The organism is Rickettsia sp. TH2014 (assembly GCF_019249195.1).
Lineage (GTDB): Bacteria > Pseudomonadota > Alphaproteobacteria > Rickettsiales > Rickettsiaceae > Rickettsia > Rickettsia felis.
The window spans coordinates 965-7,808 of the sequence record NZ_MXAX01000304.1; the positions used below are offsets into that span (position 1 = coordinate 965).

Sequence of the window (6,844 nt, forward strand, 5' to 3'; positions counted from 1 at the left end):
AAAACTTACAGTTTTTCCTCGCAATGACGGAAAAACAGAACCTAAATCACTTCTTCTATTAAATCACTCAATAGCTTATGCCCTTCTTTTCTTCTTTTTAATAAATTTTGTGAAGCATCATATAATATCTGTGGATTACTTATCAAACCGAGTATTTTATCTGCTAATTCCTCGGCAGAAATGCTATTCTGCTCTAAACACCATCCTGCTTTTTTATCTGCAAGCAATTTTGCATTGTAATATTGATGATTATCCGCAGCACTAGGCAGTGGGATAAAAATTGCCGGCAACCCTATATAGGTCAATTCTTCTATAGTAGATGCCCCTGCTCTTGAAATCACTAAATCAGCTTCTTTATATTTTAATGCCATATTATCAAAGAATTTGGCAAATTCATAATTAATGTTTAATTTCGAGTATATATCTTTTATTTTTACTTGATCATCTAATGCTGCTTGCTGGATTATATTTAATTTAAGATTTGGCTGTTTTTGCATTAAAATTTGAATACTTGCAGGTATCAGCTCTGAAAATAGCTTAGCTCCTTGACTACCGCCAAAGATGAATATAGTAAAAAGCTTGTCATTCCCGCGAAAGCGGGAATCCAAGCTTAATTTTTCTAGATTCCTGCTTTCGCAGGAATGACATATATCCCTAATATTCTCCCTAACTACCCCACCGGTAACTACTATTTTACTTTTTGCAAATTCCGCTAAATTTTTTACGTCTTCATAAGAAATAGCTATCTTTTTAGCAAAGCTTGCAAAAAATTTATTAACTTTTCCGAGGTAAGAATTCTGTTCATGAATTATAATCGGTACTCTTAAAAAAAATGCTGCAAACATTGGAGCTATAACAGGATAACCACCAAATCCTATAATAGCTGAAGATTTGGTATTATATAATAATTTAATAGCTTTTAAGATCGCAATTGATAAGTTTGGTAAAAATAAAAAAATATTATCTGAGCGTTTTAAATCTAAGATATGGAAAATTAACCCCATATTCTGATTTATATATTTTTGGCATCTTAAATCAGTAATAAAATGAACTGCATAACCACGCTTGATTAATTCTTCTCCAAGAGCAACAGCCGAAAAAAAATGCCCGCCCGTGCCACCTGCTACTAAAATTATTTTTTTCATATTTCAATATTACGAATTTTGTACGAATTTAAAGGAGTTCGGTGTCTTGTAAAGCCAAGAAGCATACCGGTAGCGATAGCTATTGCAAGCGTTGAAGAACCACCGTAACTAATAAACGGTAATGTCATACCTTTAGTAGGAAGTAAATGCAAGGTCACGCCCATATTAATTATTGCCTGAAGTCCTAATTGTGCAATTATACCGCTAGCAGCGAATTGTACAAATTTATCTGTTTCATTTAATAACTTAATAAGACTTCTTAATACTATAAAAGCAAATATACCTATAACAATAAGGCAAATAATAGCACCAAATTCCTCACCTGCTACGGCAAAAATAAAATCCGTATGCGAATCGGGTAGTACCTGCTTTACTGCTCCCTCCCCTGGACCTCGTCCATATAACCCCCCATGCTCGAAAGCCTTAAGAGACTTACTAACTTGATAATTCTCGCTACTATCGGGATCTAAAAATGAATTAATTCTTTGCGTGACGTGCGGTAACCAAAAATAAGCGATAGTTACTCCTATCATTCCTAAAAAACCGGCTAGAACAATCCAAAATATCGGCATACCCGCAATAAACAGCTGAATACCGAAAACTGCCGTAATCATTACAAGCATTCCAAAATCCGGCTGAATAATTAAGAGAATAGCAACAATAGGATAAAGTATTACACAAATCGTAAAACTTGGAAAATCATCATTAAATTTTAGCGATAATATCCAGCCTGTAACAACCGCAAAAAACGGTTTGATAAATTCCGAAGGTTGAATAGATAGACCTAAAATATCAATCCATCGCACTGCCCCTTTTACTTCATAACCAAAAAATTTAACTGCTATTAATAAAACTATACTAGCAATAAACCCAACTATTGCAAAACGCCTTAACCATTTTTTATTAAGACATGAAAATAATAATATAAGACCTGAAGCGGCAGCTAAATAAAATATTTGTCTAGATGCAAAATAACTTTCTTCAAGCCCTATTCTACTTGCTACTGCCGAACCTGAGGTAGTAACAAGCATTAGACTAAAAGCAAATAAGATAATTAAAGAAATTATTATTTGCCTATCGGTACTCCGCCACCATAATTTTATAAAATTATTAGATATTTCGTTATTCATATTATATGTCCTTTTCGTCATTGCGAGCAGTCGTAGACTGCGTGGCAATCTCATGAAAATAATAACAAACTCCTGAGATTGCTTTGTCAATTATTATATAATTTCCTCGCAATGACGTTTGGATAACTTCATAAACAACTCGCCACGCTCTTCAAAATTTTTAAACTGATCATATGAGCTACAACTAGGTGCTAACAAGATATTTTTCACCTCCGCGTTATCACCTACTGCATCCTTATAAGCAAGATCAAAAGCCTGTTCAAGATTATCACATATTACAAAATATACTATATTCTTAGCAGTATTTGCAAATATTTCTTTAGCTTGACCATAAAAATAAGCTTTCTTAATTTTACTGAAATAAGGCTTTATTTCCTCAATACCGCCCTCTTTAGGGACTCCTCCCGCAAGCCAGTAAATATTATCCAGTGCTTTAATTGATTGCACGGCAGATATGGCATTTGTTGCTTTACTATCATTATAAAAACTTATATTATTTATACTACCGATATATTGCATTCTATGAGGTAAACTTTTAAAACTACTTATAGACTCAAGTATTTTTTTAGACTCTACCCCTATTATTTTGGCTACTGCATAGCTTGCAGCTATATTCTCGCAATTATGAGTTCCTTGCAAATTTTTATTGAACGGTAATTTATAACTTATATCATTATCGTTAATTAGACTTCTTGCATAACTTGCTTCTAAGGGTAATTTGTGCGTCGATCCGGTACTCGATTCCTCACGTATGTCTATATACGCTGCGGTTCTGCGTTCCGTGTCTCCTACGAATTCCTCCTTATTAGCTTCGTTATGCAAGAAGTCTATTGTATCATCAACTATTGATATACCCTTTTTAAGGATTTTAGTAACAGAAAAAGGAATTAGTTTTATACGCTGCTCTTGCTGTAATAGCATAAACATTTCACGACAATAATCATTATCAATATTAATTACTGCATAACTATCTTTATCCATTCGATCAAAAATCTTAGATTTTGCTGCAATATAACCGGTCATGTCTTGATGTCTATCTAGATGGTCGGGAGTGATATTAAGAAGTACTGCTATTTTAGCTGTAAAAGCTTTTACTAGATCTAGCTGAAAAGAAGACAATTCAAGTATATATCCATCCTTACTTGCTTTAGCTTGCAAAGCAGGAACTCCAATATTACCGGCAACCGGATAGTCTAAACCATTACTATTTAAGATATGACTTATTAAAGAAGTAGTAGTACTTTTACCGTTTGTACCGGTTACGGCGATAAAGTTTAAATTTTTTGATTTTTCAAATAATAAATCTATATCGGAAATGATTGGAATATTAAAATTTTTTGCAATACCTACTATCTTATGCGTTAAAGGAATTCCAGGGCTTAAGACAATTTTATCTAAATTTTGCCATCTTGAATCAGATAAAGCAGCAATTGAGTTGTTGGTATATAATTCTTCAAATATATCTCTATTTACTTTTAAATCATCATAAACAATTACGTCACATTTACCTTGCAGCTCTTCATAAACCGATATACCGGTTTTACCAAGCCCAAAAACACCTATTTTTTGTTTTGTATGAGAATTCATGAGTTAATTTGAAAGAACAACGTCATTGCGAGCGACTGAAAGGAGCGCGACAATCTCATGAAACAGTATATAAACTCTCGAGATTGCCACGTCGAGGCTTTGTCTCTCCTCGCAATGACGTTAAAATAACAATTCTTAATCCATATCCTGCATTAAAGCGTGTTCCCCTTCATTAAATTCACCCTGTCCTTTTATATTATTATAGGTCGATTTACTATTTCCGGGATCAGGCAAATAATAATGAGGCGGAACTTCTAGTGCTTTAGCACGCTGTACTTGATACTCATTAGGTCCGGCTGTTGATATACCTACAGTTTCTTTTAACTTTTTACTACAAGCAGAAGTAATTAATAAGACAGTAACTAATAAAAAAATCTTTTTCACTTAATACACCTTTAATTAAAATTATATTTTATAGTTTTTAACTTGGACTAGGAACAATCAATTTTGCAAGCCTCGACTGTGCTCACGTATTATATATACGCTGTGCAGTCTCGCTTTTAAATTAACCGTCCCTAGCCCAAGTTAATTCACTATATCGCCCCCGTTATGAACGGCATTACGAATTTTTTCAGCCATAGCTTCAATTTGAGCATTATCATAATTCCCTTTAGCCTTTTCTTCAATAACTTTTTTAGTACTATAATAATCTTCTATTAAGATAATTACTCCTATTGTAATAAAGCAATCAGCTAAATTAAATACGGGGAAGCTATAATTCTGATAATGAAAATGGATGAAGTCAAAAACTGCTCCTCTAAAAAATCTATCAATTAGATTACCAACAGCTCCGCCGATTACAAAGCTATAACCTGCAAAACTCCTTATTGTTTTTGAACGTATCATCAGATAATATAAATAACAGACAATAAGTGTGTTAGTTATTAAAAAAATAGCATTGCTATATTGATAATATTCACGCATTAAACCAAAACTAATACCGTAATTCCAAGTATAAACCATATTTAAGAAAGAAGTAACCTTAAGCATTAAGCCCGGCTTCCATCTTAAATTATCAATAAACCACCATTTACTTAACTGATCAATAATTACTAATGTTATTATTATACGACTACTACGAGCCAGTGTTATATATAGTTTTTTTAGGAGTAAGAACATAGATGTTTATGAAATATTAAATGTATGGGACTGGTTACGCAAATCGTCATTGTGCGAAGAAACTGCAAGTTTCGACGAAGCAATCTCAGGATTTTGGCACGAGATTGCAACAATGCTTTGCTCCGGCTTTGTTGCATGGCTCATTTATGTCATTCCCGCATAGGCGGGAATCCAGTACTTTAAAGATTTTTAAAAGGCTTTTTTAAAGCTCGATTTATCTCGCTTTACTCTGGATTCCCGCTTTCGCGGGAATGACATCGAGCAGGTTTTTTGGGCCATGCAGCAACGCTCTTCGCTCTCTGCAATGACGATTTCTTTACAAAGAAACCACGACTGCTTTATCATCTTGCAATTCCTTATCAAGCTTAATATTTAAAGTTTTTATTTCTTTTTTAAATTGTTTAAACTTCTCTAAATTTTTTCCGTTTAATTCTACACCCGGTGTTGTTTTAACCGACATAGGATTAACATGTTTGCCGTCAATTTTAACTTCATAATGCAAATGTGGGCCTGTAGCTCTGCCGGTACTTCCGACATATGCTATAACCTGCCCCTGTTTTACTATGCTTCCCACTTTTAAATTTTTTGCAAAATTTGAAGCATGGGCATAAGCAGTAGATAGCGTACCACTATGTTTTACCTGAATAAATTTTCCATAACCCGACTTCCAACCTATCTCTGTTATAACTCCGTTTCCTGCGGAATATATCGGCGTACCGGTTGGAGCTGCAAAATCAACTCCCTTATGAAGTTTAGTATAACCTAGTATTGGATGCTTTCTATTACCGTAATGTGAAGAAACTTTTATAACCTTTAACGGAGTTTTAAGTAAGCTTCTCTTTACGCTCTTACCGTCTTCGGAAAAAAACACCTGATTATTTGCCTTATTATCATACGAATAGCGATATATATTATATTCCTTTCCTGAAAGATTTAATGAAACATAAAGGATTTTACCGTGATGGGAAAATTTACCGTCTTCCGTTACGTATTTTTCCGTTATTACGGTTGCAGTATCGCCGCTTTTTATTTGACGCTGAAAATCGATTTGATAAGCGTAAGCATTAATCAGCTCTATTATACTATTATTCGATAAACCCAGTTTTTTAAGGGCTGACATAAAATTTGATTCAATACTTACTGATGATTTAGCAACTTTCTTAGTTAAAGGTACTATAATTTCTGCAACTTTGAAATTATCACCTTCTCTAATTACTTCAATAGTTTTTAACTTATCGATAATTATAACGATTTTATTTAAGAATGTTACCTCTGAAGTTAAATCTTCATCTTCGTTTTCGGTAATTTTTGTTTCATATTCAAAAGTAATTTGCTGCCCAATTTTAAGAGCAGAAGATAATTTTCCTTCTTTTATTAAACTTACAATTTTTTCTATTTCATTTTTAGGGATATGTTGTTCTATCAAAATTGACTTTATAGTATCGCCTTTTTTTACTACTACTTCTTTAAATGAAATTGTTTCTTCTTCATTACTATCAGGTTGTACTAAAGTTATGGATAAAGTGTCGTTAACATAATTATTAACGGCAAAAGAGACAAAAACAACTAATGCTATAAATAATAATAAGGAGAAAGAGGTGAGAATTTTCCTGAGACGTGCACTAATAAAAGATGATGGTAATATGTCATTAAAATCATAAGATAGTGCGGTATCATTCATTAAAATTGCTCTGAAGATTATTTGAATCAATTTTTCATTACTAATAATAATATGAACTATATATAAACAAATTACAATAGAAAATTATAAAATTTTGTTTTATTTCTGTTTTATTAGTTTTTTATTGTTTGAAATTAAATTTTTTATATAAGTTAATTTGTAATAGTTGAGATTTAATCTTA

General features: G+C 32.7%; 6 protein-coding genes. All 6 read right to left on the bottom strand.

What is annotated here, in order from left to right; translation table 11 throughout:
* Positions 1–41 precede the first annotated feature (41 nt).
* The gene (gene murG, locus KYQ89_RS07060; RefSeq protein ID WP_218461000.1) at positions 42–1,145 is read right to left on the bottom strand and encodes an undecaprenyldiphospho-muramoylpentapeptide beta-N-acetylglucosaminyltransferase; all 1,104 of its coding nucleotides are present in this window, start codon (positions 1,143–1,145) and stop codon (positions 42–44) included.
* Positions 1,142–2,275 carry a putative lipid II flippase FtsW gene (gene ftsW / locus KYQ89_RS07065; RefSeq protein WP_218461001.1) on the bottom strand — a complete coding sequence of 378 codons (1,134 nt, stop codon included), beginning with the start codon at positions 2,273–2,275 and terminating at the stop codon, positions 1,142–1,144. The genes murG and ftsW overlap by 4 nt, the downstream gene beginning before the upstream one ends.
* Before the next feature lie 93 nt (positions 2,276–2,368).
* Complete coding sequence (gene murD / locus KYQ89_RS07070) at positions 2,369–3,862, bottom strand: UDP-N-acetylmuramoyl-L-alanine--D-glutamate ligase (RefSeq protein WP_218461002.1); 1,494 nt, start codon at positions 3,860–3,862, stop codon at positions 2,369–2,371.
* Positions 3,863–3,997: 135 nt separating this feature from the next.
* On the bottom strand, positions 3,998–4,246 hold the full coding sequence (locus KYQ89_RS07075; RefSeq protein WP_218461003.1) for a DUF3035 domain-containing protein: 249 nt from the start codon (positions 4,244–4,246) through the stop codon (positions 3,998–4,000).
* Between the two features lie 141 nt (positions 4,247–4,387).
* Positions 4,388–4,981 carry a signal peptidase II gene (lspA, locus tag KYQ89_RS07080; RefSeq protein WP_218461004.1) on the bottom strand — a complete coding sequence of 198 codons (594 nt, stop codon included), beginning with the start codon at positions 4,979–4,981 and terminating at the stop codon, positions 4,388–4,390.
* Positions 4,982–5,297: 316 nt separating this feature from the next.
* Positions 5,298–6,662: a M23 family metallopeptidase gene (locus KYQ89_RS07085; RefSeq protein ID WP_218461005.1), complete on the bottom strand. Its 1,365-nt coding sequence runs from the start codon at positions 6,660–6,662 to the stop codon at positions 5,298–5,300.
* Between the last annotated feature and the right edge of the window lie 182 nt (positions 6,663–6,844).

What these genes read in the sequence shown, in the direction of transcription:
- KYQ89_RS07085 (WP_218461005.1), bottom strand. Translation starts at nt 6,662, where the DNA reads ATGAATGATACCGCACTATCTTATGATTTTAATGACATATTACCATCA.
- murG (WP_218461000.1), bottom strand. Translation starts at nt 1,145, where the DNA reads ATGAAAAAAATAATTTTAGTAGCAGGTGGCACGGGCGGGCATTTTTTT.
- lspA (WP_218461004.1), bottom strand. Translation starts at nt 4,981, where the DNA reads ATGTTCTTACTCCTAAAAAAACTATATATAACACTGGCTCGTAGTAGT.
- ftsW (WP_218461001.1), bottom strand. Translation starts at nt 2,275, where the DNA reads ATGAATAACGAAATATCTAATAATTTTATAAAATTATGGTGGCGGAGT.
- murD (WP_218461002.1), bottom strand. Translation starts at nt 3,862, where the DNA reads ATGAATTCTCATACAAAACAAAAAATAGGTGTTTTTGGGCTTGGTAAA.